Source organism: Streptomyces sp. NBC_00846 (assembly GCF_045207325.1).
Classification (GTDB): Bacteria; Actinomycetota; Actinomycetes; order Streptomycetales; family Streptomycetaceae; genus Streptomyces.
On sequence record NZ_CP108846.1, the window covers coordinates 7,160,930 to 7,186,252 of the forward strand.

The 25,323-nt window shown below is 70.0% G+C and carries 25 protein-coding genes, 1 tRNA gene and 1 pseudogene; 17 read left to right on the forward strand and 10 right to left on the reverse strand.

What is annotated here, in order from left to right:
- Position 1 precedes the first annotated feature (1 nt).
- The 4 genes from OG936_RS32675 to OG936_RS32690 are packed head-to-tail and all read left to right on the forward strand — an operon-like array spanning position 2 to position 2,462.
- Complete coding sequence (locus OG936_RS32675; protein ID WP_406499536.1) at positions 2-217, forward strand: MbtH family protein; 216 nt, start codon at positions 2-4, stop codon at positions 215-217.
- 9 nt (positions 218-226) lie between these two features.
- Positions 227-1,474, forward strand: a complete 1,248-nt coding sequence (locus OG936_RS32680; protein ID WP_406499537.1) for a cytochrome P450 — start codon at positions 227-229, stop codon at positions 1,472-1,474.
- A gap of 30 nt (positions 1,475-1,504) precedes the next feature.
- Positions 1,505-2,242: an SRPBCC domain-containing protein gene (locus OG936_RS32685; RefSeq protein WP_406499538.1), complete on the forward strand. Its 738-nt coding sequence runs from the start codon at positions 1,505-1,507 to the stop codon at positions 2,240-2,242.
- Between the two features lie 31 nt (positions 2,243-2,273).
- Positions 2,274-2,462, forward strand: coding sequence for a hypothetical protein (locus OG936_RS32690; protein WP_406499539.1), 189 nt, complete (start codon positions 2,274-2,276; stop codon positions 2,460-2,462).
- Between the two features lie 536 nt (positions 2,463-2,998).
- Here OG936_RS32690 and OG936_RS32695 read toward each other — a convergent pair.
- The 5 genes from OG936_RS32695 to OG936_RS32715 all read right to left on the reverse strand — a co-directional run bounded on the left by OG936_RS32695 (position 2,999) and on the right by OG936_RS32715 (position 9,869).
- Positions 2,999-4,357 carry an NAD(P)/FAD-dependent oxidoreductase gene (locus tag OG936_RS32695; protein WP_406499540.1) on the reverse strand — a complete coding sequence of 453 codons (1,359 nt, stop codon included), beginning with the start codon at positions 4,355-4,357 and terminating at the stop codon, positions 2,999-3,001.
- Complete coding sequence (locus OG936_RS32700) at positions 4,354-5,397, reverse strand: oligopeptide/dipeptide ABC transporter ATP-binding protein (RefSeq protein WP_406499541.1); 1,044 nt, start codon at positions 5,395-5,397, stop codon at positions 4,354-4,356. Before OG936_RS32700 ends, OG936_RS32695 begins: the two co-directional genes overlap by 4 nt.
- Before the next feature lie 14 nt (positions 5,398-5,411).
- Positions 5,412-7,271, reverse strand: coding sequence for a dipeptide/oligopeptide/nickel ABC transporter permease/ATP-binding protein (locus tag OG936_RS32705; protein ID WP_406499542.1), 1,860 nt, complete (start codon positions 7,269-7,271; stop codon positions 5,412-5,414).
- A gap of 88 nt (positions 7,272-7,359) precedes the next feature.
- The gene (locus OG936_RS32710; protein WP_406499543.1) at positions 7,360-8,346 is read right to left on the reverse strand and encodes an ABC transporter permease; all 987 of its coding nucleotides are present in this window, start codon (positions 8,344-8,346) and stop codon (positions 7,360-7,362) included.
- A 50-nt stretch (positions 8,347-8,396) separates the two neighbouring features.
- Positions 8,397-9,869, reverse strand: a complete 1,473-nt coding sequence (locus OG936_RS32715; protein WP_406499544.1) for an ABC transporter substrate-binding protein — start codon at positions 9,867-9,869, stop codon at positions 8,397-8,399.
- Between the two features lie 282 nt (positions 9,870-10,151).
- Between OG936_RS32715 and OG936_RS32720 the strand changes: the two genes are divergently transcribed.
- The 7 genes from OG936_RS32720 (at position 10,152) to OG936_RS32750 (ending at position 16,201) form a co-directional block, all read left to right on the forward strand.
- Positions 10,152-11,912, forward strand: a complete 1,761-nt coding sequence (locus OG936_RS32720) for a DUF885 domain-containing protein (protein WP_406499545.1) — start codon at positions 10,152-10,154, stop codon at positions 11,910-11,912.
- Between the two features lie 237 nt (positions 11,913-12,149).
- The gene (locus tag OG936_RS32725; RefSeq protein WP_406500696.1) at positions 12,150-12,533 is read left to right on the forward strand and encodes a DUF5132 domain-containing protein; all 384 of its coding nucleotides are present in this window, start codon (positions 12,150-12,152) and stop codon (positions 12,531-12,533) included.
- A 385-nt stretch (positions 12,534-12,918) separates the two neighbouring features.
- Positions 12,919-13,125 (forward strand): hypothetical protein, encoded by a 207-nt coding sequence (locus tag OG936_RS32730; protein ID WP_406499546.1) that lies wholly within the window; start codon positions 12,919-12,921, stop codon positions 13,123-13,125.
- Positions 13,122-13,889 carry a thioesterase II family protein gene (locus tag OG936_RS32735; RefSeq protein WP_406499547.1) on the forward strand — a complete coding sequence of 256 codons (768 nt, stop codon included), beginning with the start codon at positions 13,122-13,124 and terminating at the stop codon, positions 13,887-13,889. The genes OG936_RS32730 and OG936_RS32735 overlap by 4 nt, the downstream gene beginning before the upstream one ends.
- A gap of 214 nt (positions 13,890-14,103) precedes the next feature.
- Entirely contained in the window at positions 14,104-15,246 is a 1,143-nt protein-coding gene (locus OG936_RS32740; RefSeq protein ID WP_406499548.1) for an alpha/beta fold hydrolase, read from the forward strand.
- A gap of 204 nt (positions 15,247-15,450) precedes the next feature.
- The gene (locus OG936_RS32745) at positions 15,451-15,711 is read left to right on the forward strand and encodes a DUF5132 domain-containing protein (RefSeq protein WP_406499549.1); all 261 of its coding nucleotides are present in this window, start codon (positions 15,451-15,453) and stop codon (positions 15,709-15,711) included.
- 46 nt (positions 15,712-15,757) lie between these two features.
- Entirely contained in the window at positions 15,758-16,201 is a 444-nt protein-coding gene (locus tag OG936_RS32750) for a hypothetical protein (protein ID WP_406499550.1), read from the forward strand.
- A gap of 33 nt (positions 16,202-16,234) precedes the next feature.
- Here the strand turns inward: OG936_RS32750 and OG936_RS32755 are convergent.
- Positions 16,235-16,308 (reverse strand) — tRNA-Met (locus tag OG936_RS32755).
- A gap of 171 nt (positions 16,309-16,479) precedes the next feature.
- On the opposite strand from OG936_RS32755, the gene OG936_RS32760 reads away from it, so the two are divergent.
- From OG936_RS32760 to OG936_RS32770, 3 genes are all read left to right on the forward strand, one after another.
- On the forward strand, positions 16,480-16,623 hold the full coding sequence (locus tag OG936_RS32760) for a hypothetical protein (protein ID WP_406499551.1): 144 nt from the start codon (positions 16,480-16,482) through the stop codon (positions 16,621-16,623).
- Between the two features lie 59 nt (positions 16,624-16,682).
- On the forward strand, positions 16,683-18,428 hold the full coding sequence (locus OG936_RS32765; protein WP_406499552.1) for an amidohydrolase: 1,746 nt from the start codon (positions 16,683-16,685) through the stop codon (positions 18,426-18,428).
- Between the two features lie 363 nt (positions 18,429-18,791).
- Positions 18,792-19,649, forward strand: a complete 858-nt coding sequence (locus OG936_RS32770) for a methyltransferase domain-containing protein (RefSeq protein ID WP_406499553.1) — start codon at positions 18,792-18,794, stop codon at positions 19,647-19,649.
- A 265-nt stretch (positions 19,650-19,914) separates the two neighbouring features.
- Here the strand turns inward: OG936_RS32770 and OG936_RS32775 are convergent, their stop codons facing one another.
- Positions 19,915-20,178 (reverse strand): hypothetical protein, encoded by a 264-nt coding sequence (locus OG936_RS32775; protein ID WP_406499554.1) that lies wholly within the window; start codon positions 20,176-20,178, stop codon positions 19,915-19,917.
- 330 nt (positions 20,179-20,508) lie between these two features.
- On the opposite strand from OG936_RS32775, the gene OG936_RS32780 reads away from it, so the two are divergent.
- Complete coding sequence (locus OG936_RS32780) at positions 20,509-20,745, forward strand: hypothetical protein (protein WP_406499555.1); 237 nt, start codon at positions 20,509-20,511, stop codon at positions 20,743-20,745.
- Positions 20,746-20,822: 77 nt separating this feature from the next.
- On the opposite strand, the gene OG936_RS32785 is transcribed toward OG936_RS32780, so the two are convergent.
- Positions 20,823-21,032 carry a hypothetical protein gene (locus OG936_RS32785; RefSeq protein WP_406499556.1) on the reverse strand — a complete coding sequence of 70 codons (210 nt, stop codon included), beginning with the start codon at positions 21,030-21,032 and terminating at the stop codon, positions 20,823-20,825.
- Positions 21,033-21,618: 586 nt separating this feature from the next.
- Here OG936_RS32785 and OG936_RS32790 point away from each other — a divergent pair.
- Together OG936_RS32790 and OG936_RS32795 are read left to right on the forward strand one after the other, a co-directional pair.
- Positions 21,619-21,978, forward strand: a pseudogene (locus OG936_RS32790) (GNAT family N-acetyltransferase).
- A gap of 75 nt (positions 21,979-22,053) precedes the next feature.
- The gene (locus tag OG936_RS32795) at positions 22,054-22,683 is read left to right on the forward strand and encodes an arylsulfatase (protein WP_406499557.1); all 630 of its coding nucleotides are present in this window, start codon (positions 22,054-22,056) and stop codon (positions 22,681-22,683) included.
- A gap of 469 nt (positions 22,684-23,152) precedes the next feature.
- On the opposite strand, the gene OG936_RS32800 is transcribed toward OG936_RS32795, so the two are convergent.
- Entirely contained in the window at positions 23,153-23,950 is a 798-nt protein-coding gene (locus tag OG936_RS32800; RefSeq protein WP_406499558.1) for a family 1 encapsulin nanocompartment shell protein, read from the reverse strand.
- The gene (locus OG936_RS32805) at positions 23,950-25,023 is read right to left on the reverse strand and encodes a Dyp-type peroxidase (protein ID WP_406499559.1); all 1,074 of its coding nucleotides are present in this window, start codon (positions 25,021-25,023) and stop codon (positions 23,950-23,952) included. The genes OG936_RS32800 and OG936_RS32805 overlap by 1 nt, the downstream gene beginning before the upstream one ends.
- Positions 25,024-25,323: the final 300 nt, after the last annotated feature.

A 25,323-nucleotide genomic window follows, 5' to 3' on the forward strand; every position in this document is an offset into this window, starting at 1 on the left:
CATGACCAACCCCTTCGAGAACCAGGACGGCACCTTCCTTGTGCTCGTCAACCAGGAGAACCAGCACTCGCTGTGGCCGCAGTTCGCGGACGTCCCCGCCGGCTGGACCGTCGCCCACGGCCCCGACACCCACGCCGCCTGCCTGGAGTACGTCGAGCAGACCTGGACCGACATGCGGCCCAAGAGCCTCGTCGACGCCATGGACGACCAGCGGTAGCGCGCCGACATGACCTCCACCGATACCCTGGACGAGGCCCGCGGTACCGCGGGCCTCGTCCGGCCCGGCGACTTCGCCGCAGCGCTGCAAACGCCCGAGGCCCGCCGGGACCCATACCCGTTCTACGCCCGCATGCGGCGCGAGAGCCCGGTCCACCGCAGCACCCAGGGCATCTGGTACCTCACCCGGTACGCCGACGTCGAGGCGGCCCTGGGAAACCTTCGGCTGTCCAACGACCGGGACCGGATGACCCGCGCCTACGGCGCGCTCGGCGGCGACCTGAAGGCATTCAGCAGGCTCACCGACCGGCTCGGCCGGGTGATGAGCAACACCGACCCGCCGGACCACGCCCGGCTGCGCAAGCTGGCCAACCGTGCCTTCACCGCCCGGCGCGTCGAAGCCCTGCGCGACGGCGTCCAGCGGATCGTCGACCGGCTCGTCGACGAGGCGGTCGCGGCGGGATCGACCATGGACCTGATCGAGGCGGTCGCCTCCCCGCTGCCGCTGTCCGTCGTCAGCGAGCTGTTCGGCATCCCACCCGAGGACCGTCCGCAGGTCAACACATGGTTCCGCCGCCTCGGCCGACTGAGCGAGGACATCGACAAGTCCGAGGCGGCGATCGAGCAGTACGAGGAGTACCTCGCCCGACTCGTCCGCCGACGCCGGGCAGACCCGGGCGACGACCTGATCAGCGCCTTGGTCGCGACGCAGGCGCAGGACGACCGGCTCACCGACTCCGAACTGCTGTCCACCTGCTTCGTCCTGATCACCGCGGGCGACGAGACCACCACCCACCTGGTCGGCAACGGCATGCTCGCCCTGCTGCGCCACCCCGACCAGCTGGCTCGGCTGCGCGAGGACCCGGCGCTGATCCGCACCGCCGTGGAGGAACTGGCCCGCTACGACACGCCGACCCAGGCGATCGTCCGGGTCGTCGCCGAGGACGTCGGCATCGGCGGGCGGACGCTGCGCGAGGGCGAGCTGGTGTACCTGTTCCTCGCCGCCACCAACCGTGATCCCGAGCGCTTCGAGGACCCCGACCGGCTCGACCTGTCCCGCCCCGGCAACCGGCACCTGAGCTTCGGCAACGGCCCGCACTTCTGCCTCGGCGGTCCGCTGGCCAAGCTCCAGGCAGAGGTGGCCATCGGCACGCTGGTCCGTCGGCTCCCGCACCTGCGGCTGGCCGACGGGGCGGCCCTCGAATGGCGGCCCAACCCACTGCAACGGCGGCTGAGCGCCCTCCCGCTCAGCTACTGACACATGAACGATGACGAAGGAGAAGTGACCATGGCCCGAGAGTTCGAGGTCCGCCGGGAGCAGGACCTGCCCGCCACGCCCGAGCAGGTCTGGCACGCGGTCGCCACCGGCACCGGCAACCTCGGCTGGCTGTACCCCATGGAGGTCGAGCCGCACGTCGGCGGAAAGGTCACCCGGGCCGACGGCACCGTCGTGGCATGGGAGCCACCGCACCACTTCGCCGTGCGCGTGGCCCTGAACGACGGGTTCTCCAACACGCTCACCTACCGGATCGAGCCGCTCGACGGCGGAACGAGCCGCCTGCACATGGGAATCCACTGGGTGCACACGGGCGTCGTCGACGACACGTGGGACACCAAGGCGGACGCGGCCGAGAAGCACGTCGACTTCTACCAGCACGCCCTCGCCGAGTACCTGAGGCACTTCGCCGGCCGCCCCGTCGTCTACGTCAAGGCCGGCCGAGGCGAGCGCACCGACGACCCCGCCGACTTCGCCGCCCTGCGCCGACGCCTCGGCCTCGCCGACGACACGACCGTCGGCGACCGGCTGTCGCTCGACCTCCCGGGCGTGGACGGCGGCTCGGAGGAGGTCGTTGTGGACTGGCTGAGCCCCGACTTCGTCGGCCTGCGCGGCCCGGACGCGCTGTACCGGTTCTTCAACGGCAGCACCTGGAACTGGCCGATCTGGCTGGGCCACCACCTGTTCGCCGAGGACACGGACGAACAGCAAGCCACCAAGGCGTGGAACGCGTGGCTCAACGGGGCCTGACTCGTCGCACGACACAACCGAAGGATCTCTGGTGGAAACACTGCTCTACGCCGCCGAACTCGTCCAGGAAGGCGGTACCTACAAGCTCGTCGTGCAGGACGTGGTGCGGGACACGGTCCAGGTCACTCCTGTCCCCAAATCCGCAGTGGACAAGCTCCCGACCTTCTTGTCGATGCTGAGTTCCAAGCTCGGCTCCGCACCGGCACGCGGCCGCTGGTAGACCTTTTCCGTCGTCACGAGGCCGGTGCCGTCCGGCGCAGCAGCTCCCGGACGGCACCGGCCTCGTGACGACGCGGTCCAGGGCCTGGCGGCCCGCGCCTCCCCGCCGACCCGTCTGCTCGGTCACTCGTATGAATGGCGTTCACACCTGCGGCGACGGCCGGCTGGACGCCCTTGGTGCCGTGCGCGTGGACCGAGGTACGAGCGCCTGTCGCGACGAGCCGCTGCGGTTGCGTGACGGTCCGCTCTCGCGTGCGCGGTCCTGTGTGTCCGATCTGGCGCGCCGGATCCAGACCCGATGCCTCCAACAGGCGGCGCGGCCGCGGTCCCTCGAACCAGACTGCACCCTGCCTCCGAGGACCGGAGCGCGTTCCCCGGGAGACAGCTCGGAGTCGCCTGGCCGAAATAGGGGGCGCAAGCATTGTCCATCGGCATGCGCCCGAGAAGGCGGACTCGACCATCAGCGGTGCCATGGGGTTCAACGAGGCACACACGGTCACCCGACGCCGTTCCGCGGACCCGTGCCCATGCGGAACGTCAGCCCAGCACGGTTCGAGGGGCGACACCCTCCGCGATGGACCGTTTCCGGGAGAATGCACCTAGGTTGATGACAATGCCGGTGTGTTCACCTGTGTACCGAAGCGGATCACGGTCGTGGTCGTGGCCGGCCTCGACGCGGTCGACCAGGGCGGCGAGGAACCGGCCCGCCAGGGGAGCGTTCTTGAACTGGTTGCCGCTCGTTCCCATGGCGACATAGAAGCCGGCCAGATCGGTGCGGTCGTAGATGGGGGACCAGTCGTCGGCAGCGTCGTAGACACTGGCGATGCCGGTCGGCCGGTTCGGGACGCGGAGGAGCGGGAATCGGCGTGCGGCCCTGGTCACTTGGGCGTCGAACCGGGCGGCCGTCGGGTGCGGGTTGCACATGTCGGGATCGTCGAGCCACTCCATAGGGTCGCAGGCGGGCAGCGTGCTGCCGATGAGGAGGTGTCCGCCGAGGGGGCGCAGGTAGGTCCCAAGGTCGACATCGGCCACGATCAGGCCGAGCGTAGTCTTGGCGCCGCCCGGGCTCGACGAGGTCGTGTCGCCCTGGCGGACCGGTGTGGCTACCTGGTGGACTTCTTGGCGCAGCGGGCGCACTCCGACGGTGAACTCGGCCCCGACCTCGGCCATCCGGTTGAACCCGCCCGACCAGGGCCCGGCGGCGTTGACCACCACCGGTGCCGTGATCGCGGTGCCGTCGGCGAGCCGGATGCCCGCCACCCGGTCCTCGCGGCGCAGGACACCGACGACTGTGCGATGGAAGAGGAAGCGCGCCCCGATGCGGGCCGCCGCGTCCGCGAGATTCTGTGCCGCGAGCTGGGGATCGTCGACGAAGCCCGCATCGGGTGTGAACAGCGCGCCGAGTTCCCCGTCCGGGCCGGAGAAGAACGCCTCGTCGAGCAGGGACTTGGGGGGGCCGTAGCGTCCCGCGTCGATGCAGGGGATCCGGCTGCGCAGCGTTGCGGCATCCCAGCGCTCGTACGGCACGCCGGCACGCTCGAACAGTGCGATGACCTCCGACGTCCCGGAGCCCGGCGCGTCGAGGAGTACCGCTCCGGTCCGCCGGAACGCCGCCAGGCCAGGGCCGTGCATGGTGCCCAGGTGCTCCGCCCATCGTGCCCAGCAGTGCTGGGATTCCCAGGCGGTGGCGACACCGTCCCAGGTCGAGTAGTTGAAACGGATGACCGCGCTCGAGGCACTGGTGGATCCGTGGCCGACGCCGCCGGACTTGTCGACGACCACTACACGCCGACCGGTGCGCGCCAGTTCCAGTGCCACCGCGGCACCGATCACACCGGCGCCCACGACGACCGCGTCCGCGCCGGACGGGAGCATGTCCGGTTCCCTGTCCGTCATGACGGCAGGTCCCCCGGGGTTCGCGGAGCCCGGTCGCCGTTCGCGTCCGGGGGGATGCTGCCGGCGTGGGGCGGGCAGTCGCCGACGCGATACGGGAAGTGGCACGCGGCGCGGTGCGGCTGTCCGGCCGCATCCTGCTGGGGGTCCCGTGCGGCGCAGACGTCCCGTCCGGGATGCCGGCTCGGCCCGACGGGGCAACGCGGATGAAAGCGGCATCCGGTCGGTGGCGATGCGGGGTCGGGCACCTCTCCGGGAAGAAGCGGTTCCCCGACGGGTCGTCGTCCGGCGTGCAAGCTCGGCACGGCGGACAGCAGCGTTCGGGTGTAGGGGTGGCGTGGGCTGCGCAGCAGGTTCTCGGTGGAGGCGGTCTCGACGATCCGACCGAGATACATCACGGCGACGGCGTCCGACACATGGCGGACGGCGGCGAGGTCATGGCTGATGAACAGCATGGCGAAGCCCATGCGTCGTTGCAGATCCCGAAGCATGGTGAGGAGCGCCGCCCGGACCGACACGTCGAGAGCCGAGGTGATCTCGTCGGCGATGAGAACCGCCGGATCGACGGCGAGCGCGCGGGCGACGGCCACGCGTTGGCGCTGGCCGCCCGAGAGCTGCCGCGGCACACGGTCGGCGCAGCCGGCGTCGAGACCGACCAGTTCCAGCAGCCCGCTGATGCGCTGTTCGCGGCTGCGGCGGTCCAGCCGGACGAAGGCCCCGGCTGATTCGGCGATCGACTGACGGACCGTCATGCGCGGGTCCAATGCCGTGTCCGGGTCCTGGAACACCAGCTGGACCTGTTGCCCCAACCGACGTCGATCGGCCGCCCGGCGCCCACGGAACTCCCGTCCACCGACCGTGATCCGCCCGGCGCACGGGCTGTCCAGCCCGACAACCGCACGTGCCAGAGTGGACTTTCCCGAACCGGACTCGCCGACCAGGCCGACCGTCGTGCCCTGGGGAACCTCCAGTGACACTCCGTCCACTGCCGCGACCGGCCCGAACGGCCCGTGGTGGCGGACAGTGACGTCGTGAAGCGCCAACCCTGCACCTTCCCTCACTTCTCCACCTCTTCGGTCTCACGCTGTCCGCAGAACAGTGCCGGGGGCAGCGGTCGCCAGCAGGCGACCTCGTGCCCCGGTTCGAGCGGGGACAACACGGGGCTCTCCACGGCGCACCGGTCCAGTCGATGCGGACAGCGGTCATGGAACGGGCAGCCCGGGGCCGCACCGCACGGATCGGGGGGCCCTCCCTCGATGGTGCGCAGGGGGCGGTCGCGGTCCGCGGCCATGTCCGGGACCGAGGCGACGAGCATCCGCGTGTACGGATGCCGTGCGCCGGTCGCCAGCTCATGGGCAGGAAGGTTCTCCACGATCGTTCCCCCGTACATGACCAGAACCCGGTCGCAGGCGTCGGCCACCAGGGCGATGTCGTGGCTGATGAAGAGGACCGCGGTGGCGTCGTCGCGCCGGATACGACGGAGCAGGTCCATGATCTGCCGCTGCACGGTGACGTCCAGGGCTGTCGTCGGCTCGTCCGCGATGATGAGGTCGGGCCGCATCATCGAAGCGGCAGCGATCGCCACTCGCTGGCGCTGACCGCCGGAGAGCTGAAAGGGGCGGGACCGCAGCAACCGACGCCCGCCGGGCAGCGCGACCCGCTGAAGCTGCGCCAGGGCCTGCTCGACGGCCTGGGCACGAGGGGTGCCATGGTGCGCGCGCACGGCCTCCGTCATCTGCGTTTCGATGCGCAGCGACGGGTTGAAGGCCGAGGCCGGGTTCTGGAAGATCATCGCCATTCCCGTCGCCAGCTGTCTGCGTCGCTCTTTGCGTGTCGAAGACTCGGCGTCCGCTCCGAGGAACCGGTGGGTACCCCAGGTCGCGCAGGCGCCGTCCGGCAGCAGGTCGGCGATGGCAAGCGCCGTCAGCGACTTGCCGGAGCCGGACTCGCCGACCAGGCCGACCATCTCACCGCGCCGCAGAGCGAGGGTGACACCGCGGACGGGCCGGACCACCCGGTCCGCCGAGGGAAGGGTGACCCGCAGATCCTCCACCTCCAGCACGTGGTCCACGGATGCCGGTCGGTTGGCGCGTGCCGGGTGTACCGCGGGTTCTTCCAGCTGCCGTGTGCGGGCGCGTCGCGCGGCGGCTCCGGCCAGCACCTCGCCGAGCAGTTGGAAGCCCACACCGGCGTAGACGATGGCGATGCCGGGTGCCACGGCGGGCAGAGGTTCGGTGTAGATGCGGTCCAGCCCCTGGCTCAGCAGGAGCCCCCAGTCGTACGAAGGGGACTGCACCCCCAGTCCGAGGAAGCTCAGCCCCGACAGGGCCACGAGTGCCGAGCCCGCGGCGACTGTGGTGTTGAGCATCAGCGGTTCGGCGATGTGGGGCAGGACATGGCGCAGGAGGAGCCGGTGGCGACGCAGGCCCAGCACACGTGCCGCCGCCATGAAGTCGGTTCCGGCCACTCCGGCAGCAAGGGTCTGCGTGATCCGCGCGAAGCCCGGTGCACAGGCGACGGCGAGTGCGAACACCGCCCCACCCGCCCCCGCACCGAAGAGGGCTGCGAAGAACATCGCGACGAGAAGCGCGGGAAATGCCAGTAGGAGGTTGATCAGGGCTCCCAGCAGGCGGCGGGCACGCCCGCCCACGACAGCGGTGAGCGCGCCCAGCGTGATCCCGGCCACCGCCCCGAGGAGCGTGGCCGCGACTGCCAGCAGCAGGGAGAGCCAAGTCGCCGAGAGCAGCCGGGCGAGCAGGTCACGCCCGAGGTGGTCCGTGCCGAGCAGATGACTTGCAGTGGGCCCGCGCAGCACCGCCGACGGGTCCGGACGGTCGGCGGCCTGCCCCCACAGCACCGCCCCTGCGACGGCCAGTACGGCGAGTGATCCGAGCATCGCCAGGGTGATCACGCCCATGGGCGAGGCCCAGCCCGACCGGGACGCGCGAGACCTGCCGGTGGCGGCACCCGGCGTGGAAGGGGAAGGGGGAAACAGCGCCATCGGATCACGTCTTCCGGATGACCGATCGGGGGTCGAGCAGCGCGAGGGCCAGATCGACCAGGAAGTTCGCCACGAGGACGGCCGAGCCCAGCACCAGAACCGACGCCTCGACGACCGCGTAGTCCTGCGCGGCCACGGACTGTGCCATCGCCGAACCGATGCCCGGCCAGGCGAACACCTTCTCGACCAATACGGTCCCCGCGATCAGGGCCGGCAGGAGATTCCCGGCGAGCGTCAGCGACGCGGTCAGTGTGTTCGGTGCCACGTGGCGCAGATAGAGCGGGACGGCGGGCAGCCGTTTCGCGCGGGCGGCACGCAGATAGTCCGTCGCGAGAACCTTGAGCGTCTCCACCCGTACGATCCGCAGTAGAACCGCGGTCGGAGCGAGCGCCAGCGCGAGCACGGGCAGCACGTAGGACTGAGGACCGAGGTCACCGGCTACCGGAAAGATGCGCAGGGCGACCGCCAGTCCCGCGGTGAGACCCGCCGCGAGCACGAAGTCCGGCATGCCCGCCATGGCGGAGGTGGTCGCGGTGAGCGCCAGCTCCGCCCGGGGCCGCCGCCCTCCGCGTGTCCACACCGCGGCGAGCAGTCCTCCGGGGAGGGCTACGACGAGTACGCAGGCGAACGCCAGGACAGCCAGCAGCAAGGTGGCCGGCAGACGTGCCCTGATCAGGTCGGCCACCGGCTCGCCGGTCACCAGAGAGACCCCGAGGTCCCCGTGGGCCAGATGACGCAGATACCGCCAGTACTGTTCCAACAGGCCATGCTCCAGACCGAGTTCGTGTCGTTTGGCCGCTACGAGGTCCTGCGGGGCATCCACCCCCAGCGCGGCCCGGACGGGGTCACCGGGTACCAGCCGGATCATCGCGAAGGAAGCGGCGACGACCACGAAGAGGGAGACCGTCAGCCGCACCGCACGCCGGCAGCAGAACACCACCCACGGGTGGCACCGGGCCAGGGCGCCGAGCCGTGCGGACACGGTCGTCATGGGAGACCTCCTCGACTGGTGGTGCGCGGTCGTGTGCGGCGTCGCCGCCGCTATCTGTGCAGGCGGATGCTGGTCGGTACGATCTGGCCGCCGGGCGCGACGGCGAAGGTCGTCCGGTAGCCGTATACCGTGCTCGTGCCGTCGGCGATGGGCAGCGCATCGGCCGAGCGGAACAGCGCCGCGGCGGCCCTGTTCCAGTCCGCACAGCTGGCCGTGCCCGGTGCGCGCAGGGCGAGGGCGACGAAGCGGTCGTAGGCGCGGTTGGCGACGTACGCGAAGTTGAGTCCCCCGGACGACTGCGAGCCGGAGAAGTACGGGACGAGCTGCGCGGGCAGCGGCGGACCCGGCGAGCTGCCGACCACGACGTCGAAGTCGCCGCTTTGGTACATGGCCTGTACGACCGCGTTGCGGCTCTCGCTGACGAGGTCGACGTCCGCGCCCAGCGCCCGCCAGGAGGCGGCCATCAGTTCCGCGACCGAGGGAAGGGTGGAGCCGAAATCGGCGCTGCTGAGCAGCCGCAGCCGCAGCGGCCTGCCGTGCTTCACCAGCCTGCCCTGTGCGTTCTTCGTCCAGCCCGCGGCGTCCAAGGCTCCCACGGCGCTGCGCGAGGGCAGGTTCCCGGCGGCCACGTCGGCGTGGCAGACGGAGTCCGCGGCGGTCAGATGGCCGGCGGGCGTTCCGTCGCCGCCGATCGCCACATTGGCGAGGCCCTTGCGGTCCAGGGCACCCACCAGTGCCTGACGCAGCACAGGATCGCTCAAGGGGCGGCCGGTCCGTTCGTTGAAGAAGGTCAGCCCCACCACGGTCGGCACCTGGGCGGTGGCCAGGCCGTGGCCGGTCAGCCGCGCGCGGTCCGGACCGGTCACCATCGCGATGTTCACGCCGCCCGTGAGCAGCAGATTCGCCACCGTGGACTCCTGCGGCACCACCGACACCACGATCCGCTCAGGCTGGCCCGCAGCTGCGTTGGTCGCTCCCCGCGGCCCCCACGCATACCCCTTGCGCCGTGTGAAGAGGTACGGACCGCCCGAGGCGTAACCGCTCAGCACGTACGGCCCGGTGCCCTCCGTTCTCCTGTCCAGCGCGCCGGGATCCGCCAGCCCGGCGGGGCAGACGACGGGCACCAGACCGATCGTCCGCACGATGAAGCTGTACGGTGACGCCATCCGCACCGACACTGTCCGTGCCGCGTCGTCGGCCGACACCGTGAACGGCACACCGGGCAGTGCCGCCCGGGCGCCGACGAGCCGATTGCGGGGATCGCTCGCATATCTCAGTGACCGGGCCACCCCGGAGGCCGTGAGGATCGCGCCGTCGGAGCAGGTCACTCCCCTGCGCAGGGTGAAACTCGCCGAAGTGGCTCCGGCCTGCCACTTCTCGGCCAGGCCCGACGCCACACGCCCGTCCGGCGCCATATTGACCAACGAGTCGTAGGCATAAGGAGCCAGGGCAGAGCCGAACTGCGAGTACGGATGGAAACTCGGGGTCTCGGAGGCGGTGGCGATCGTGACGGTGCCCCCCACGACGACAGGGGTGTGTGTCGATGACACGTCGCCGCCGCCACAACCGGCCATCACGGCTGACGCGACAGCGGCGGATGCCACCGCGGCCGACCGAGCCCTGGGAAACGACACGGTTCGGCGGTACATGGTGTTCATCGTGTCACCGAGGTCGACGGCGTCGGGCCGCCTCTCCCGGGCCGGACACGAACGGGCCGGATGATTTCCCCCGTTCGAGTGAGGCCGCCCGACTCGCGGTTCATCTCCATTCCCGACGTGGCGTCATTCGGCGCGCACACTGGCGGCATGGCGAACCATCCATCCCACTCCCCGGACGGCTCGGCGGCGCAGGAGGTCGACCGACTCGCGGCCTCGTACTGGGAGTTCCTGCTCGTACGTGAGCCGTCGTTGCGGACACGCCGCGGGCTGCCGGTCGAGTCGCTGCCGGGAGTGTCTGCCGCGGAGGCCGACGAGCGCGCCGGGTTCGCGGCAGGGGTGCTGAACCGGCTGGGCACACCGCAGCCCGCGGAGCTGTCCGGTTCCGCCGCCGACACCGCGGGCTTCCTTCGGGCGCTGGCCGAACAGGAAGCGGAGGCGGGACGTTTCCACTGGCTCACCCCCACCGCCACGCCGTACCAGCTCTTCCGCCTCCAGCAGTACGGTGACACGGTCTTCCGCCCGTTCCGCTTCGAGCACCGGGCTGACGTGGGCCGGTATGTGTCCCTCGTACGGGATCTGGCCCGCTGCGTCGCGACGATCGGTGACAAGGTCGCCGGGCAGGCGGCACGGGGCTTCCGCATCCCCGTCCCGGCGCTGGCCGGGGTCCACACCACCCTCGCCCGTCTGCGGGCATCGGTGACACGGTACGTCCAAGCGGACACCGAGCGGCTCACTCCACTCGACGTTGCGAGCCGGGGCCACCTGCGCGACGCGGTGGCGCGGCTCGTGGCCGCTGAGCTGGAGCCGGCGTTCGACCGCCTTCTCGCCCTCGTGGGCGACCCGGACTACCTCAGGCGGGCACCGGAGGCCGTCGGATGGGCCCACTACCCGGGAGGCGAAGCGGCATACCGGGCTTTCGTCAGGACCTACACATCCGGCGACACACCACCCGAACGCCTCCACGAACTCGGCCGGGAGCACTGCCGCGAACTCAGCGAGCGGATGCGGGAGATGCGAGGCACGCTCGGCTTCGCGGGGACGGAAGCGGAGTTCCATGAACGGCTCGCGACCGAGCCCCGCCTGTACGCCGTCACCCCGGAGGAGGTCGAGGCTCGCTACCGCGGACACCTCGACCGCCTCACGCCTCTGCTGTCGCGCTGGTTCGCGGTCCTGCCTTGCGCCCCCTATGGCGTGGCCCGCCTCGACCCGGCGCTGGAGGCGTCGATGACGTTCGGCTACTACGAACCGCCCACCGCCACGCAACCGGTGGGACGCTACCGCTACAACGCCTCGGACCTGGCGCATCGGTCACTTCTCGGTGCAGCCGCGCTGATCTACCATGAGCTGGCGCCCGGACATCATTTCCACCTCGCCCGTCAGGCTGAGAACACCACGCTGCCCGACCTGCGACGCGAACTGGCGCCCTTCAGCGGGTTCGAGGAGGGCTGGGCGGAGTACGCGGCAGGGCTCGCCTTGGAGATGGGGCTGTACGACGACCCGTGGGACGCGTACGGGCGCCTGGCCCACGAACGGTTCACCGCGCAGCGCCTCGTCATCGACACCGGCCTCAACCTCGGGATGATGACGCTGGAGCAGGCGCGCACCTTCATGCACGTCCACGCGGCAGCCGAGTCCGAGAAACAGATCACGACCGAGTTGCTGCGCTACGCGACCGATCTGCCGGGACAGGCGCTGACGTACCGGGCGGGTCATGCGGAGTTCATGGCATTGCGGGCGGCGTGCGAACGTGACGCCGGCGCCGCGTTCGACGTGCGCGCCTTTCACGAGGCTGTGCTGGCCGGCGGCACACTGCCGTTTCCCGTCCTGCGCCGCCGGGTGGCGAGAGAACTGCACGGTACGTGCGGCCGTCAGCAGAGGTACCAGCGGCCACCCGAAGGAGGCGGGTGACGTCGGGTTCCGGCCGTCGAGTGGCCTGAACAGACCGTCAAGGGAAAGTCGTTCTACTCGAATGAGTGAAGGCCACGCCGGAATTCGGAACCGCCTTCTCGGCCTCGAATATTCTCCATGACGAGGGGTGCGGGTTCGGCGATGCGGGAAGCCATGCGTGTCATTACATTTTCCTGTTCGCCTCCCGCTGTCTTCTCGATCATCGTTTTCTCGACAAGAAGAGAAGGATGTCGCGCCATGCCGCCTGTAGTACCTCCTTTCCTGATCGGCTTGATCGCCGCATCCCTGGTCAAAAGGCTGGGTAAACCTCTCATGCAAGGGATCGTCAAAACATCGGTGGGACTGGGGATCGAAGCCAAGAGGGCCGTCCACGTAGCCAGCGTGGGAATCCAGGATCTTGCGGCCGAGGCGACCGCCGAAATGCTCGCCGCCCAGATGACGCACGGAGCCGAGCACGGCACCGACACCGGCGCCCCGGAGGGCGGCACCGCAGGCCGAACCGGAGCGGGCACCGGCTCGGCTCCCGCGGCCGCAGCGGCCCACGCTGCGCAGGCCGGCAGCGAGAGCAAGGCCGCCGACAAGGCCCGCGGCGCCGGTTCGGCGGCTGCCACGGTGCGCTGAGTCTGCTGACTGGATTTTCGCGTTGTCCCCGGCGCGCCCGATATCACGGCCCGACGCAAGCTCTGGGGACATCTCCGCGCCGCACTTTCGTCTGCGCACGCCGTAGAGGCTTCCAATTCCCAGCAGGGTACGCCCGTCCTTTTCTGGATGCGCCCCTGTGACCGGATCCACTGGGTGCACACGGGTACCGCCGTGTACCTGCGCCACTTCGAAGGGCGCCGTGGCGCCTACATCAAGGCGGACAGGCCGACGGGCTCTACCGCTTCTTCAACGGGCATACCTGGAACTGGCCGATCCGGCTCGGCCACCACCTGTTCACCGACACCCTCGACGAGAAGCAGGCGACGGAAGCGTGGAAGGCATGGCTGGAGAAGGAGGCACCCTGATGGAGGCAGGTCAGATGTCCGCGACCGGAACACCCCTGTATTCCGCCGAACTCATTCAGGAAGGCGGCGCCTACAAACTCGTCGTGACCGATCACCTGCGCCGCACGGTGCAGACCGCATACGTGTCCAGGAGGGCGGTGGAGCAGCTTCCCACCTTCCTCTCCAAGCTCAACTCCTTGCAGCTGGGCGGTCTCCGACAGCGATGACGGCGCACGACGCGAAGAAATGGTTCCGTGTCCACCGGCGCGCGGCGGACCCCAGGCTCCGACTGTTGTGTTTCCCGCACGCCGGCGGTACGGCACAACTGTTCCACAGCTGGCCCGCTCTGCTGCCGCAGGACATCGAGGTGCTCGCCGTGCGGTACCCCGGCCGCCAGGACCGGCTCGCGGAAGCCTGCATCGAGGACATGGCCACCCTGGCCGACACGATCGAGAACGCACTGCGGCCCTGGCTCGACCGGCCGCTGGCGCTCTTCGGACACAGCATGGGCGCCTGCGTCGCCTACGAACTGGCCCTGCGGCTGGAGGTCCGCGGCATCGTCCCCGAGCACCTGCTGGTCTCCGCACACGCAGCCCCCCAGCGGGCCGAACACACCGCACTGCACAGTGCCGACGACGAAAGCCTGATCACCCGCGTCCGGCACCTCGGAGACCTGCACTCGGATGCCTACGACATCCCGGAGCTGCGTGACCTGCTGCTGCCCGCCCTCCGCGCGGACTACCGGCTCATCGAGGGCTACCACCCCCCGCATCCGGCTCCGGTCAAGGCACCGATCACCGCGTACGTCGGCCAGGACGATCCGAGTTGCGTGCTCGACCGAGTCCTCGCCTGGTCCGACCTCGCCGCCCCGGGCTCCTTCGAGCTGTGCTCGTTCCCCGGGGACCACTTCTACCTCGTGGCTCGGGAGGCCGAAGTGGTCGCGGACGTGGCAGCGCGCCTCGCACGCGGGTGCGGCGCGGGCCAGGTCTGACGGTGGTACGCACAAGGGCCAGGTGCCGTGTGTGGTCAGTCCCCGGCCAGGTTTGCACCTCGGCCCCGGCTGCTGTCCGTACGGCGGTGACGGACGGCGGGCCCGACACCGCGCATGGCGCCCGCGGGGCTTCCAGGGGACGATGCTTGTGCCGGGCGCCGAGGCGCGCGGTGTCCCCGGCCGCGACCACGAATGCTGTGACGGAGAGGGAATCATGCGACCGGGCACACGTGTCGCCGACGCGATACTCCGGCTGCTCAGCCGGGACTGGGCCGGGCTGGCCATCGCCCTGCTGCTGGCGGCCGCGGGCGCGTGCTGCGTCACCCTGGGAACCGGCTGGCGGATTCTTGGCGGTGTGCTCTGCGCCGTGGCCCTCGTGCTCGCTCTCGGGTCTCTCCGCCATCTGATGCATGTGGCCCGGGTACGGGTGAGGTATCCGCCACCCGGGCGAATGGTCGATGTGGGCGGCTACCGCATGCACATCCTCGCCGAGGGAGACGCCGGGCCGAGGCCCACCGTGGTCTGGATGCCGGGCGGCCATGCCGGCGGGTACGCCATGTACCAACTACACGCGCTGGCGCGGGAACGGGCGCGTTCGGTCCTGGTGGACCGTCCGGGTTCAGGCTGGAGCGACCCGGGCCCGTTCCCGCGTACGACGGCAGCCGAAGCCGTCGAACTGCTCACGGCGCTGGAGCGGGCCGGCGAAAAGGGGCCCTATGTTTTCGTGGGGCACTCCTTCGGGGGGCTGCTCATGGCCAACGCCGCCAGGCGCCGCCCCGACCTGGTGGCCGGTCTGGTGCTGCTCGATCCCACCCCGCCCGATGTCGTCGCCTTCGGCCCGTCGCTTCCGGCCCTGCGGCATGCCGTGAGGGACCAGACCGCCCTCGCGCTGCGCCACCTCTTCGGCCTCCACGCCCTCGTGCCCAAGAACGAGGCACGCTCTCTCGAGGACCCGACGCAGGTTCTCGCCGTAATCGAGACCAGGACCAAGGCGAACTGCGCCGCCGCATCGATCCTGCGAGAGCTGTCGCCGGACGGCATCACCCGAGACGGTTGGCAAACGGTCGTACACGATGGCGAGCTCGGCTCGCTCCCTCTCTTCCTCGTGGCGCCGCGCGATCTGACGGGCGGTGACAAGATCTTCGACGCGGTCGACGATCCGGAGGAGAGCGCCCGGGTACGGCACTTCTTCCTCACCGTGAGAGAACGCTTTCTCGCAGCCTCCAGTGCGGCCCGGAGGGTCTATACCCCGGAGGGAACCGGCCACGATTTTCCGGACCGCGTACCCGAGTTCGTTGTGCAGGTGGTGGAGTCACTGCTGGACGAACGCGGGCCGGGCGCACCGGACCCGTTCTGATTCCTTTCCGCAGCCACGGTCTGCTCCGGCGCACCTCCGCTCGAACGAATGAAAGGCGTCGGCGTCCCCGGGCGCGTCGGCCGAAGGTCGACTACGGTGTTTTTCGGTGGGGGTGAAATGCCTGCTCAGCACCGCCGACCAGGCGGTATTGGCACTTGCGGCGGCGGCAGCAGCCGTGCCGTGTACACAAGAGAGGGTTCACACATGCCCCCTGTAGTTCCTCCCTTCCTCATTGGCCTGATCACGGCCCCTCTGATCAAGAGAGTGGTGAAACCGCTGGCGCGGGGCATCATCAAGACGTCGGTCGGCCTGACCCTCGAAGTCAGGCGTGCAGCCATCGAGGCGGGCGAGGAGATCCAGGACCTCACCGCCGAAGTGGCTGCCGAGAAGCTGGCGAGTTCGGCTCGTACACGTCGTGTGAAAGCCGACGGTGAGGTAGCGGTGCAGGGTGCCACGGCCGGCTGAAGACTGACGGTCCGCGAGAAGCTGGGTACGGATGGGAGCAGCCTGCGTGACCACGGAGGAGCCGGGGGCCGAGGTTCCCCTGGTGGCGGGGCAGGTGGTCGAGGTCCTGGCGTACCCGGTCGGCGGGCGAGGCCCGGATCGCGTCCCGCACTTCCGCCGGGGTGGGGGCCGGTCTGGTGGGGACCGGGTTGAGGAAGTCGGAGAGTTCTCGATCGTCCAGCGCAAGATCGTCTCACCCAGCGATTTGCCGGACCTGACCCAGGTCCGGGACCGGCTCCGAGCATGCGAGGACAGCTACAACGCCGCGGCACAGCCGTTCCATGGGAGTTTCACCACCTCCGACCTGGACGATCTGCCGATCCGGCTCGCCGACACACATCCGCCGACCGACACCAAGAATCCTCCATCGCCCTGGCAGCCTGATCAGCCCCCGAAGGATTTTCGGAGCCGACCGCTGAGGACCAGGTTCGAGCGGGGCCAGACGCAGTGAAGGCCCGGTATCCACCGGGCCTTCACGTTTGAGTAGCGGGGACAGGATTTGAACCTGCGACCTCTGGGTTATGAGCCCAGCGAGCTACCGAGCTGCTCCACCCCGCGTCGGTACGTTGAACTGTACGGCATCGACCCGGCTCGGCCGAATCGGCTTTCGCTTGGAGGTGGTGCCGGCGCATCTGCGGTGGCTGTCGGCGCCGGATTCACCGAGTTGATCCGGCGCCCGGAGAGCTGGCGTGACGGTCAGGCCCTTGACGCCTACGCGCGATTCGCCGGTTGGCGCTCCTCGTCGTACCGGAACAGGACGCGGTCATTCCCGACGGTGTGACCGAGCTTCTTCGCACCGTGCCGGCCACCCGCGTGGACTGGCCGACCACGATCGATCACGTTCCGAAAGCGAACGACTACTCTTCGCGGTGAAGGCTGATCATTCTCAGGGGAACAGGCGGTGCGTGATGTCCCAGGAAATCTTGCCGGGAATGCGGTCTGGAGATGCCGACATCATCTTCTCCGGCGGTTCCATCGTGACGGTTACCGACGAGAGGTCGGCGGCGCCCGAGGCGGTGGCAGTCAAGGACGGCCGGGTCGTCTTCGTCGGCAACCTGTCCCAGGCGCAGGCCGAGTGGCGGGGGCCGGACACGCGGCTGTACGACCTGCTGCCGGACCAGGCCCTGCTGCCGGGGTTCATCGATGCGCACGGCCACGTGGTCGGCACCGGCCTGCAGGCCACGATCGCCAACCTCCTGGCCGCTCCCGACGGCAACGTCACCAACATCGCGTCCCTCCAGGGCAAGCTGTGCGAGTTCGCCGAAAGTGCGGTGGGGAAACGCTCGGATTGGATCGTCGGTTTCGGTTACGACGACTCCATGCTCACCGAGGGCGAGCACCCCACCCGCCACGACTTGGACGTGGTATCCACCGAGAAGCCTGTCCTGGCGATCCACCAGTCCTTCCATCTGGGAGTGGTCAACAGCCTGGGACTCGAACGGCTCCAGTACACCGCCATGACACCGGACCCGGAGGGCGGGGTGATCCGGCGGAGGCTGGAGCGCGGGACCGAATCCGGGCCCGTGTACGGGGAGCCGAACGGGGTGCTGGAGGAGACTGCGTTCAACCCCGCCGCCGACCTGGCCGTCGCCGGAATGGACCCCGTCGACAGCGGGCAGTTCCTGCCCTTGGGCCTCCTGTCGGCGGCGAGTTTCGGCTTCACGACCGTGCAGGAGGGGGCAGCGAGCTTGGAGGTCCTGGGCCTCCTGCGACAGGTCGCGGACGCCCACCCCGCCGGCCTGCCCACCGATGTGGTCGTCTACGTAAAGGCTGACCAGGCCATGAAATCCCCTGACAAGGTCCAGGTGAGCCGGGAGTACACCAAGGGCCTGCGCGCGGCCGGGGTGAAGTTGGTCCTGGATGGCTCACCGCAGGGGCGCACCGCCTGGCTCACCGATCCCTACCTCACACCGCCCAACGGTCAGGACGAGGACTACCGCGGCTATGCGACCCTGCCGGACGAGGACGTCCTGGCCCAGGTCCGGGCGGGTTTCGCCAACAACTGGCACGTCATCGCGCACGTGAACGGCGACGCCGCCATCGACCAACTCCTCCAGTGCGTGCGCGCGGCCACCAAGGAAGCCGGGCAGGACCGGCGTACGACGGCCATCCACTGCCAGACCGCCCGCGAGGACCAGGTCGAGGCGTTTCGGGAACTCGGCATCATCCCGTCGTTCTTCTCCATGCACACCTACTACTGGGGCGACTGGTACCGCAAGACCGTGCTCGGCCCCGAACGGGCTGTCAACATCTCGCCGGCCCGGTGGGCGGTGGACCGCGGCATGGCCTACACCTCACACCACGACGCCCCCGTCGCCCTGCCCAACTCGATCGCCATCCTGTCCAGCCAGGTCACCCGTGTCACCCGGACATCAGGAAGCGTCCTGGGCCCGGACCAGTGCGTGTCGGCCCTGGACGCGGTGAAGTCCATCACCATCAACGCCGCCCGCCAGTACTTCGAAGAGGACACCAAGGGCAGCATCGAGGTCGGCAAGCTCGCCGACTTCGTGATCCTCAGCCACAACCCGCTGACGATTCCCGAGCACAAGATCAAGGACATCACCGTCGTGGAGACCATCAAGGAGGGCAGGACCGTCTACCCGCCCTCTCCTGCACGCCCGGAGCTCGCCCCCGTCCTGCATAAGGCAATGTCCGCAGCCTTTGCCAACCACTGCTGACGCCCCGGGAATGTCACCCCGTTGAGGGGCTGAGCACCAGCAGACCAGATCGACTGAGCTGGTTCTTCAACCTCGCCTGCGTTCCTGCTGGTTGAGGGCGTGCTCTTGATCGGACAGCAAGAAGGACTGACGTCTGACACAAGATCTTGGTCCTTCGCCAAGCGATCTTGATGGCCAACGGAGCAGGTCTGCCGCATGTGGGCGATTCGGTGCATAAATCCATTCGTGCTTCCGTGCGCCCCGCCGTATGGCCTCACTGCGCGGCCGTTCCGGGGAAGTAGTGGAGGCAGTGGGGCCGATCGGTCGGGTCGGCCCGGCGGCACCACCCCGCCCGGTGGGCCAAACGGAAGCGAGGAGTTGGACATGAGCGATCCATCGGCCCGGGATGTCGGCGAATGGTACGACCGCTTCGGAGGCCTGTATGGCCTGACCATGGGCGACAGCATGCACCTGGGCATGTGGACCGACGGCGTACGGACGCAGACGGGGGAGCCGACAGCCGACGAGATGTGGGAGGAACTGACCCGGGCCCAGGACTCCTGGACCGGCAGCCTCATCAACGAGGTCGGGCTGCTGCCGGGACAGCGGATGCTGGACGTCGGCTGCGGCACCGGCCGGCCCACCGTGCGAATCGGTGCCGAGTCGGGCGCGAGCGTGCTCGGCGTGACGGTCAGCGCCGCGCAGGTCCGGGCCGGCCGCGACCGCGCCTTGAAGGCGGGACTGTCCGACCGCGTCGCCTTCGAACAGGCGGACGCCATGGCCCTGCCCCAGGAGTCCGAGATCTTCGACGCCGCGTGGGCCATCGAGTCGTTCGCACACTTCTCCGACCGCCCCGCCGCGATCCGCGAGGTTCGGCGGGTGCTGCGGCCCGGGGGCCGCTTCGTTCTCGCGGACTGCTACGAAGCCGAGCCCTTCACGCCTGAGGAAGTCCAGCTCTTCCAGGCCGCGTTCGCCCTCTCCCGACTTCCCGCCGGACCCGAGGACTACTCCCGCATGCTCGTCGAGGCCGGCTTCACCATCCACGGCATCCGCGACATGTCCCGAGAGTTCAAGCCCACCTACGGGCTGATCCCGCGCCTGTTCGCCGCAAGGCGCGCCCAGATCGCGGAGCTGGTGGGCCCCGCCGCGATGGCGCAGCTCGACACCGTCTACCCGAGCATCCTCGCCCTGTGCCGTGACAAGATGGGATACACCATGATCAACGCCGTGAAGTCCCCCTGACAGGGCCGGGCCCGCCCAGACTTTCGGGTTTCCGTCGCCGGTAGGCCAGTCACCAAACCGTCCGGCACAGCACCCCATCGCCAGCTGGCACCCCGGACAGGCTTGCGCGGCCTGCGCGGTAGGTCGCCTGGCAGGTAGGCCCACTGACAGCCCGTCCGGGACTGGCCAACCACCTCGGCCTGGAGGGCCTCGAAGAAGCCGGCGCCCTGATGGAGGCCCTGAACTTCCTGCCCAAGCTGGAACGGACCCCAGCCGCCAGAGCGAACTATTCCCCTCCGTCCTCGTCGACCACCTCGGACCCACCTGGCAGACCCGCGTGTTCCCCACCGAGGGCGAGCACGCAGGCGGCGTCGACAAGCACGCCTGGATCGTCGGCACCGCCGAAGCCCTGACCGACCGAGGCGAGTGTCGATCGCAGTCGTTCCGTCCGCCGGCCGAACCGGCGGGTGGGCCCCGGCACCTGCTCGGCGAAGGTCTTGCGCGGACATGAGTCCTGCGCGCAGACGAACCGATGCACCCTCAACGCCACGACGACGAACTTTTCTGCCGCTGGCAGGTCTCGGGGAAATCGCAGGTAGGAGCCGTGTATTCGACCCGACCAGCATCCGCGGCCCGGGCATGGCGCCTGCCTGGCAGCGCTCAGGGCCTCGACCCGGACGGCCATGTCGGTCACGTCGACCGACTCCACAGACACGCCCTCCGCCGAGGAGAACAACAACTCTTCGAGCCGCGACCCTACCGAGTGTGACCTATCGCTGTTCCTCGGTGGCCGACGTGGTTCCGGCCCGCACTGATCACCACGAACCCGGTCTCCGCCGGGCTTGACGTTGGACTGCACTCCCAGGTTTACGGTCGAAGCATGAGCCAGAGCATCGCTACCGGTCGTGGCCTGCGGGTCGCGGAGCTGGCCGCGTTGTGCGCCGAGCTCGCCGTGATGGCCGACGCCGTCCGAGAACTGCCCGGACCCGCTACGGGGTACCTGGCGCCCACCGGTACCAGGCCAGGGGAAGTGACGGACGTGAAGGGCCTGTTCGAGCTGTCGTGCTGCTGCGACGACCCCGGCTGCCCACCCGATCTGTGCGGCTGCGGCTGCTGAGTACCCCGACGGCCAATGTCCCCGAGCGAGCCGAGAAGGTCGGCATCAGTACCAGGAACGGCCACCGGCCGGGCCTCTTAGCCTTGGGCTAGCCATGTGTCGTACACGGTCAACTTCAAGAACGGCCCGAGCCCGATGCCGGTTGTGGAGTACGACAGTGGCATACCGTCCACCGCGACGCCCAGCCCCAGCCCGGAGTGGTCCCGGCCGATCCGCACCGAGTCTGCCACCAGCGCGGCGGCGCGGTCGGCGGCAGTGGCAGCATCGCGGCCCGGTCGGCCTCCCACCGATCGGCCGGACGGGCCTCCAGGGTGCGGTGCACCCGTCGGTTGGCCACGCGGCCGGCTGCCTGTTGAAGTCGGCCGGGGAGGTGAACACCCTGCCAGGCAGGAACGACGTCTCCAGGTAGCCGTTGGCCCGCTCGACCAGACCCGTGGCCTCCGGGTCGCGGGGCCGGCACAGGATCACCCGGCAGGCCAGCAGCCCGGCCAGGGCAGCGAACTCATGACCGAGCACGACCCGTCCCTCCCGGCGGCGTCCGATGGCCGCCTCGTTGTCCCAGACCAGCGCCCGGGGCACCGCGTTCCAACCGAACAGCAGGTCCCAGTGCCCGCTCACAAGATCGGTGGTCTGCCTAGACGGCAGCATCCGCGCGGTGATTACCTGCGAATAGCCGGCCACCATCACCAGCACCGGCGGGCGCCCGGTCTGCCCGAAGCCCAGCGGGATATCCACTGGCGGGAACCACAGATCGCACTGGGCCAGCTCGCGGGGCTGATACGCCGTCCGCGAGACCGGGTCCGCTGGAAGGTAGACCGGCCGCTGTCCCCGCGGCGCGCTTACCTCGGCTCGACCCCTGAGGGAGCACCCGTCATGGCAGAACAGACCGGCCGGATCGAACTCGACATCCGCGACGACCGCCCGAGCGGCAACCTCCTCGCGTACGAGAACGGCAAGGCCGCCGGAGTCATCGCGTACTTCGTGATGGACGGCGACCCCGCCGCGCCTGTCGCCGTGCACACCGTCGTCGAGCCCGGCCACGAGGGAAAGGGCATCGCGGGCGCCCTCGTCCGGGAGTTCTACGCTGTGGCGGGCCGCGAGGGTGTCCCCGTCGTCCCGCTCTGCCCGTACGCCGCGAAGTGAGCGGAGCGTCACCCCGACCAGGCACCCGAGGCGCCGGCCGAACTGGTGGAGCGGGCGAGGGTGCAGCTCGCGTCCCACCCCGAGCTGTAGTGATCAACACGGCGGGCTGCACCGATCCACTCGGCCGATGACCGGACCCGGGCCGCGGAGTTGTACGTTCGGTCGATGACACTCGCACTGCTGCACACCTCCCCGGTCCACGTCCCGGTCTTCGACGCGCTCCGGGACACGGATCATCCCGGACTCGCCCTGCGCCATCTCGTTTCCGAGGACCTGCTCGCCCGGGCCAGGGACGAGGGCCCGGAAGCGGTGTCGGACGAGATCCGGGCGCTGCTCGCGGGCGCGGTCGCGGAGGGTGCGTCCGCTGTTCTCTGCACGTGTTCGACGATCGGCGGGGTCGCGGAGTCGGCCGGGGCGACGGCCGGAGCTCCCGTGCTGCGTGTCGACCGTCCCATGGCGGCCGCTGCCGCGGAACGGGATCGCGTGGTGGTCCTCGCGGCGCTGGGCGACACCCTGGCGCCGACCCTCGCCCTGCTCGCCGAAGAGGTGGCGGACCGGCCCGTCGAGGTCCGCACCGTCCTGGTCGAGGGGGCCTGGGCGCGCTTCGAGGCCGGGGACCGCGACGGCTTTCTGGACCTGGTCGCGGCGGCGGCCGATGCGGTGACGGACGCCGATGTGATCGTGCTGGCGCAGGCGTCGATGGCCGATGCGGTCACCCGTACAGTCACCCGGATCCCGGTGCTCGCCAGCCCCCGGACGGGCCTCGCGGCCGCGGCCGCTGCCGCCGCGCGCTGACCCGCCGCAGGGACGGTGCACCCGGACAGGTCATCCGGAACCCGTACGCATGGGCTCACCAGGCGCGGGCAGCCGCTCCGGGGGACGGTGGAAGGAGATCCACCCCGAACCGCTCGGAGGCCTCCGATGACCAATCCGTACCCCGACCCCGTGCCACCGGCGCCCACGCCCGGACCGATGCCCGAGCCGCCGTCGCCGCTGCCGGAGCCGCCGCCTCCGCCGCCCGGACCCGTCCCGCCCGGCCCGTCGCCGGATCCGATTCCGCAGCCGCCCATTCCGAACCCCGAGCCGGTACCGGAACCGGAGCCGTCACCTCATCCGACCGGCTGACCGCACGGTCCGTCTCGCGGGCTCCGGCCCCTCGGACGGCGCGCCTCATGGCGCGCCGTCCGCCCGCGCCGTGACATCGGCGGCCGAGCCCTGCCCGTGGCTCGATGCGCCCACCGGTTGCCCCGGACCGTCGAGGCGGTCAGGCGATGATCGGGATCACGGCCTCCGGCGTCAGCATCCGGAAGGTGAACGACTGATGGAAGTAGAGCCGGATGCTGGTCGCGTCGTGGTCCTGATAGCCGATCGACAGATCCTGGCCCAGGCGCAGTTCGAAGTCGCCGCCCCGGGTGGACAGCAGGACGCCGCCCGTGACGGCGGGCGCCCACAGGATCTGGTCGTCCAGCAGCCGGGCCAGGTGGGTGGCCACTGGATATCCGTGGTCGGAGGTCTCCGTCGCTTCGGTGAAGGCGTCGGCGCCGAGCAGCAGCCGGTACGGGCCGTCGACCCCGGCCAGCCGCAGCTGGGTCAGCGCCTGGCTGACGGTGGCCGGGTAGTCGCGGGCGTCGGCCGGAAGCGGCAGCGGGGTGTGCGAGGAGCCGTCCCGGAGGCCGGTGATGCCGGCCGACGCGTACCCGTCGATGAGCGCCATGTCCTCGGCGAACGCACAGGTGCGGGCCGCTTCCTTGACGGGCTGCCAGTCGCTGTCGTCGGAACCGCGCTCGACGTCGTCCACGGCCGACCGGGTCACCGTGAACGGCACCCGCCAGTCGATCACGGGCACCGAAGTGCGGGCCCGGGCGATCACGTCCGGTGTGGGCGGGTCGATCGTGCGCAGATGACCGTCGCCGATGGCTGCGAGTCCCGGGCCGTCCGGCCCGGTGACATCGACGACACGGCGGCCCGCCAGGTGGCGGCTGAAGGTGCGCCGGGCCTCTTCTTCGATCTGGTCCCAGGCGGCTTCCGTGACGGGGGCGAGTTCGCGGTGAAGGTTGTTCATCACTGGGCGCTTTCTTGCAGGCTGCCGATCTGCAGCGAGCCGTCGTCCGACCGGACCGGGACCGGGGCCTGCGCCACCGCGGGCGCGGACGCCGGCTCCGGCGGGGCCTCGGCCGCGGTCATGGCGGGCGACGGCGGCGGGGCGTCGAAGAAGTCGGCGCGGGGGGTGTAGAAGAGTGTGCCGGTGACCGCCGTGGAGAAGTCGAGGACGCGGTCGTGCGTGCCGGGCGGATTGCCGAGAAACATGTTGCGGAGCATCTGTTCGGTCACGCCCGGATCGGCGGCGTAACCGATGAAGTACGTGCCGAACTCGCCCTGCTCGAAGCTGCCGAACGGCATGTTGGCCCGCAGGATCTCGCGCGACGTGCCGTCCGGTTCGGTGATCGTGTTGAGGGCGACATGCGAGTCGGCGGGTTTGACGTCGTCGGGGAACTCGATGTCGGTGAACTTCGTACGGCCGATGACGTGTTCCTGGGCCTCGGTGCTCAGCGCGTTCCAGGACGCGAGGTCGTGCAGATACTTCTGCACGATGACGTAGCTGCCGCCCGCGAACTCCGGGTCCTCTGCGCCGACCAGGGCCGCCGACCGTGCGTCCGCCCCCACGGGGTTCTCCGTGCCGTCGACGAAGCCGAGCAGATCCCGGTGGTCGAAGTAGCGGAACCCCTGTGTCTCGTCCACGACCTTCACCGCCGTGCCGAGCCGGTCGAGCAGCTGGGCCGCCCACTCGTAACAGACGTCCATCCGCTCGGCCCGGATGTGGAACAGCAGATCGCCCGGCGTGGCGGGGGCCCGGTGGCGGGCACCGTGCAGTTCCTGGAACGGGTGGAGCCCCGCCGGGCGCGGCCCGGCGAACAGCCGGTCCCAGGCGTCGGAGCCGAAGGAGGTCACCGCGACCAGGCCGGCGCCCGGGAACCGGAACCCGATGGAACGGGCGATCGCCGCCAGATCCGGCAGCACCTCGCGGACGACGGGCTCACCACCGGGCTCGATCGTGGCGACCAGGATCAGGGCGGCACTGGTCAACGGCGCGACGACGGGCTGGGCCGCGACCGGTTCCGGCATGGCGTCGGGCATACGGGGGCTCCATGGGGCGTCAGCGGTACGGAGGTGCAGCGGGCCCTCGGGTCGGGCGAGCAAGAAGACCCGTTGCTACTTACGCACACGTACGACGACGCCGCACCCCGGCTCACCCGACCGGGCGACGGTGGGCCGGGTCCTTCACCCACCAGCTCCTCGACGCACTTTCGGACGTCACATGAGGCGACGTCCAGCGCGGCCTCCCGGCGAAGACAGGACGACGGGGTGGACGGCGACGGCGGGGCAGACGGCGACGGCAGGGACGACGATTGCGGCAAACGGGCGCGTAAAGGGTGC

Bases quoted from the DNA above. Each gene is read 5' to 3' on its own strand.
- OG936_RS32675 (WP_406499536.1), top strand. From the start codon at position 2: ATGACCAACCCCTTCGAGAACCAGGACGGCACCTTCCTTGTGCTCGTC.
- OG936_RS32680 (WP_406499537.1), top strand. From the start codon at position 227: ATGACCTCCACCGATACCCTGGACGAGGCCCGCGGTACCGCGGGCCTC.
- OG936_RS32685 (WP_406499538.1), top strand. From the start codon at position 1,505: ATGGCCCGAGAGTTCGAGGTCCGCCGGGAGCAGGACCTGCCCGCCACG.
- OG936_RS32695 (WP_406499540.1), bottom strand. From the start codon at position 4,357: ATGACGGACAGGGAACCGGACATGCTCCCGTCCGGCGCGGACGCGGTC.
- OG936_RS32705 (WP_406499542.1), bottom strand. From the start codon at position 7,271: ATGGGCGTGATCACCCTGGCGATGCTCGGATCACTCGCCGTACTGGCC.
- OG936_RS32710 (WP_406499543.1), bottom strand. From the start codon at position 8,346: ATGACGACCGTGTCCGCACGGCTCGGCGCCCTGGCCCGGTGCCACCCG.
- OG936_RS32720 (WP_406499545.1), top strand. From the start codon at position 10,152: ATGGCGAACCATCCATCCCACTCCCCGGACGGCTCGGCGGCGCAGGAG.
- OG936_RS32725 (WP_406500696.1), top strand. From the start codon at position 12,150: ATGCCGCCTGTAGTACCTCCTTTCCTGATCGGCTTGATCGCCGCATCC.
- OG936_RS32730 (WP_406499546.1), top strand. From the start codon at position 12,919: ATGGAGGCAGGTCAGATGTCCGCGACCGGAACACCCCTGTATTCCGCC.
- OG936_RS32735 (WP_406499547.1), top strand. From the start codon at position 13,122: ATGACGGCGCACGACGCGAAGAAATGGTTCCGTGTCCACCGGCGCGCG.
- OG936_RS32740 (WP_406499548.1), top strand. From the start codon at position 14,104: ATGCGACCGGGCACACGTGTCGCCGACGCGATACTCCGGCTGCTCAGC.
- OG936_RS32745 (WP_406499549.1), top strand. From the start codon at position 15,451: ATGCCCCCTGTAGTTCCTCCCTTCCTCATTGGCCTGATCACGGCCCCT.
- OG936_RS32765 (WP_406499552.1), top strand. From the start codon at position 16,683: ATGCGGTCTGGAGATGCCGACATCATCTTCTCCGGCGGTTCCATCGTG.
- OG936_RS32770 (WP_406499553.1), top strand. From the start codon at position 18,792: ATGAGCGATCCATCGGCCCGGGATGTCGGCGAATGGTACGACCGCTTC.
- OG936_RS32780 (WP_406499555.1), top strand. From the start codon at position 20,509: ATGAGCCAGAGCATCGCTACCGGTCGTGGCCTGCGGGTCGCGGAGCTG.
- OG936_RS32795 (WP_406499557.1), top strand. From the start codon at position 22,054: ATGACACTCGCACTGCTGCACACCTCCCCGGTCCACGTCCCGGTCTTC.
- OG936_RS32800 (WP_406499558.1), bottom strand. From the start codon at position 23,950: ATGAACAACCTTCACCGCGAACTCGCCCCCGTCACGGAAGCCGCCTGG.
- OG936_RS32805 (WP_406499559.1), bottom strand. From the start codon at position 25,023: ATGCCCGACGCCATGCCGGAACCGGTCGCGGCCCAGCCCGTCGTCGCG.